The sequence below is a fragment of the Streptomyces sp. NPDC053673 genome (genome assembly GCF_055585225.1).
This window is the reverse complement of sequence record NZ_JBVJKN010000082.1, coordinates 1-3,254: the sequence shown is the minus strand read 5'-3', so window position 1 is coordinate 3,254 and position 3,254 is coordinate 1. Positions and strand designations below refer to the sequence as shown.

3 protein-coding genes and 2 pseudogenes are annotated in these 3,254 nt (G+C 69.1%); 3 read left to right on the top strand and 2 right to left on the bottom strand.

Annotation, left to right across the window (positions count from 1 at the left end):
- Positions 1–65: 65 nt before the first annotated feature.
- Together ACZ6ZQ_RS38405 and ACZ6ZQ_RS38400 are read right to left on the bottom strand one after the other, a co-directional pair.
- Positions 66–236 carry a CBS domain-containing protein gene (locus ACZ6ZQ_RS38405; protein ID WP_469773173.1) on the bottom strand — a complete coding sequence of 57 codons (171 nt, stop codon included), beginning with the start codon at positions 234–236 and terminating at the stop codon, positions 66–68.
- 66 nt (positions 237–302) lie between these two features.
- Positions 303–1,179 (bottom strand): annotated as a pseudogene (locus ACZ6ZQ_RS38400) (universal stress protein).
- An 838-nt stretch (positions 1,180–2,017) separates the two neighbouring features.
- Here ACZ6ZQ_RS38400 and ACZ6ZQ_RS38395 point away from each other — a divergent pair.
- From ACZ6ZQ_RS38395 to ACZ6ZQ_RS38385, 3 genes and pseudogenes are all read left to right on the top strand, one after another.
- A complete protein-coding gene (locus tag ACZ6ZQ_RS38395) occupies positions 2,018–2,521 on the top strand; it encodes a hydrogenase maturation protease (protein WP_469773172.1) in 504 nt (167 codons plus the stop codon).
- An 18-nt stretch (positions 2,522–2,539) separates the two neighbouring features.
- The gene (locus ACZ6ZQ_RS38390) at positions 2,540–3,073 is read left to right on the top strand and encodes a BON domain-containing protein (RefSeq protein ID WP_469773171.1); all 534 of its coding nucleotides are present in this window, start codon (positions 2,540–2,542) and stop codon (positions 3,071–3,073) included.
- Between the two features lie 69 nt (positions 3,074–3,142).
- A pseudogene (locus tag ACZ6ZQ_RS38385) lies at positions 3,143–3,254 on the top strand (CBS domain-containing protein); the annotation flags it as partial.

Sequence of the window (3,254 nt, the reverse complement as noted above, 5' to 3'; positions counted from 1 at the left end):
CCACGGTGGGCCGTTCCCCTTCCCCATGGACTGCCCAACGAACATGCAGCGGCCGAGACATGGCCTCACGAGCTCTTTCTGTTAGTTCCTCTTAGGCGGTCGGCATCGAGGACGGGGAGCGCGCTCCCCTTCCACGCCCTCATCGTTTCGACGATTTCCTTGAACCCTGCGTCCCTGCGGACGCAGACCACGCGATGGGTCATCACATCGCCAACGAGGAGTTTCTTGCGGCGCATGGAGCAACTCCGTGCAGTACCAGATTGAGCCGTAACGGCCCGTGCGTACGGGGGCCGTCGGCGCCATCATGTCTCCTGCGGCACCACAGCGACAGGGCAGGCACTGTGATGGAGCACCGTGTGTGCCACTCTCCCGAGCTGAAGACCGAAGTGGCCCTGCCTGCGACGCGCCGCGACGACCACCAGGTCCGCCACGGCGCTGCGCCGCACCAGCACCTTGTGGGCCGGCCCTTCAACGGTCGAGCGGCGCGATACGACCTCCGGATGCTCCAGTGCTCCGTCCGCGACGGCCACATCGATCTGGTGGCTGCCCTCACTCTGTAATACAGGCCGGGGTCGGCGGCGAGCAGCGGGTCGGTAACGGACTCGTGTGCCGGAGTGCGCCACGCCCGGACCGCGTCGAGCTCGCATCCACGCACCGCGGCCTCCCGGAACGCGAACCGGGTGGCGCGAGATCCCAGTCCCGTGTCGGAGACACCCAACAGGACACGCCCATGGGTGCCGTTCCGTCCCGCCGCGTCACCGCGAACCACGACCACCGGGCAGTGCGCTCGCGCCGCCACGCCCAGCGACACGGATCCCAGCAGCAGGCCCGTGAGTCCGCCCCGGCCACGGCAGCCGTGACCAGCATCGCTGCATGGCGGCTCTCGTTCACCCGCGCCGTCACGGTGTCCTCCGCGAGAACCTCCGCGCCGGTCTTGACGTTGGGGTTGCGGCGGCGGGCGCGCTCGACAGCCATATCGACGACGGAGTCGACCAGTTGCTGCTCCGAAGGACGCTCGAGATCGTCGCCCAAGGCAGCCGCCTCCTCGTATCGCTCCCACCTGGACGCGTACACCAGGCGCAGGACAAGCGAGTGAAGGGCCGCTTCGTCAACGGCCCAGTCCAGTGCTTCGAGGCTGGAATCGGAACCGTCGATTCCCACGACCAAGGGCAACTCCACCGTGGCCACCGCCTCTCTCCGACCGACCAGTGAAGGGGACGCTCCCTCACCGTCGCATTCAGATCGTGATCATTGCGAGGGCGATCAGACTCCCAGGAGGGCCGTTCGGCCCACACACCTCGCACGGCCCGCACGGCCCGGCGTGCAGAGTGTCAGGGGCACCTCCCGGAGAAGGGCCTCCCGGACACGCCGCGCAGTCCGGCCTCCTATAGAGCGAAGCCGAGCGCGGGAGCAGCCTCTTTGAGGTCGCCGAGCCGACGGCCACGCGGCGTGGCCCCTCCCAGCCGCCCCGTCCGGGACCCCGTACGACGATCACGGGGGATTCGGGCGTGTGCAGCAACGGAGGGGCTTTTACGGAGCTGAGCAGTAGCTCGGTAGGTCCGCCGCGGCCCCGGTTGCCGACGACGATGGCGAATGCCTCGCTGCTGCACCCGATCAGGGCGGCGGCCGGGGTCGTCGGGGAGCACTTCGCTCGTCACCTTGACCGACAGTCGGACAGGTTCGGCGGCGGAAGCGGCGATGTTCTCCCACTCCACCTGAGCCGCGCTCCGATTGGTGCTGAACGACGGCTCATGGCTTCGTACCGTTCCCAGGGCGAGGCATGGACGATCTGTAGCGGCACCCGCGGGCTGCCCTTCGTCCACGGCTCAGTGCAGTGTGTCGAGGCTCGGGCCCGATCCGTCGCCCCCCACGATCAGCGGGCGCTCCACGGATTCGACGCTCCCAGCGGGCGAAGTTGGCCGGGAGAGGCAAGGCAGTCCCGGTACGAAGGCCGTTCGGCCCATGTGAGGCCGTTCGTGATCGGCGAATGTGGGAGTCGGACGAGGGGAGCAAGGCGATGGAACCGCGGGCACGGATCGCCCTCATCGGCCTCGGCAACGGCTTCAGGCACGACGACGGGGTGGGCTGGGCGGTCATCGACGAATTGCGGCGACGGGCCGCAGAACGGCCGCTGCCACCAGGTACCGAGCTCGGCACCTGTGAGGGTGACCCACTTGGGCCCATCGGTCTGTGGCACGAGGCGGATCTGGCCGTGGTGGTGGATGCCGCGCACGCTCACCCGGACGACCCCGGACGGGTGTCCCGGCTGGAGCTGGTCGGCCGCCGCCTGACACAGCCGTCGCCCGCCGACCGCCCCGGGCACGTACTCGGCGAAGCCATTGAGCTTTCACGAATCTTCGGACGCCTCCCGGCACAACTCGTCGTGTACGCCGTCCAAGGCGCCGACCTCTCTCTTGGCGAAGGGCTCTCCCCCACGGTGGCCGCAGTGGTCGGGCCCGTGGCGGACAGGGTCGAGGACGAGATCGTCCGCCACCTCGACACGGCGGCTCACAGCCGGTGAGTTCTTGAAGGACCCGTCATGACCGACACCGCACGAGCGCCCCAGGCGCTGCATGCTCTTCTCGCGGACGGTACGACCGTGCGGATCCGCCCGGTTCTGCCGGGTGACCGGGCACAGGTGCTGCGGCTGTACGAGGAGATGTCCCCGAAGAACCTCAGACTGCGGTTCTTCACCACGAACCGGCACTCCGCCCGGCGGGCTGCCGACCGGATGTGCTCCGGATCGGCGGCGGGGCGCCGGGGCCGCTGGCCGAAGCCCGGGCTCGGCGGTACGGCGACGGAGGTGCTCGCCGACCACGCCGTCCGGCTCGCACCCCTGACACCCGATACGGTGGACGTGGAAGTCCGGGATGGTGTGGTGACGCTGACGGGACAGCTGGAACGGCGCAGCGAGATCCCCATCGCCCTGCGGATGACCGGGCAGTTGGACGGTGTCGTCGCCGTCGTCGACCACCTTTCCTTCCGCTTCGACGACTCGCCACCGGAACCCGCGCAGCAGCCCCCGCCGGCTCTTGCGGACGACCGGGAGCGCGAACGCCGCGAATGGGCGTGATCACGATGGCACGTACGGCACCTGTCGCCTACGGCACGAGGAACGGCCACCATCGTCGAGGAGCCCGCCATGCCTGATTCCCCGCGCACCGTGAGCGATGTCATGACACACACCGCCGTCGCCGTGGGGCGCGGCGCCGGCTACAAGGAGATCGTCGAGGTGATGGAGCAGTGGAAGGTCA

Bases quoted from the DNA above. Each gene is read 5' to 3' on its own strand.
- ACZ6ZQ_RS38405 (WP_469773173.1), bottom strand. From the start codon at position 236: ATGCGCCGCAAGAAACTCCTCGTTGGCGATGTGATGACCCATCGCGTG.
- ACZ6ZQ_RS38395 (WP_469773172.1), top strand. From the start codon at position 2,018: ATGGAACCGCGGGCACGGATCGCCCTCATCGGCCTCGGCAACGGCTTC.
- ACZ6ZQ_RS38390 (WP_469773171.1), top strand. From the start codon at position 2,540: ATGACCGACACCGCACGAGCGCCCCAGGCGCTGCATGCTCTTCTCGCG.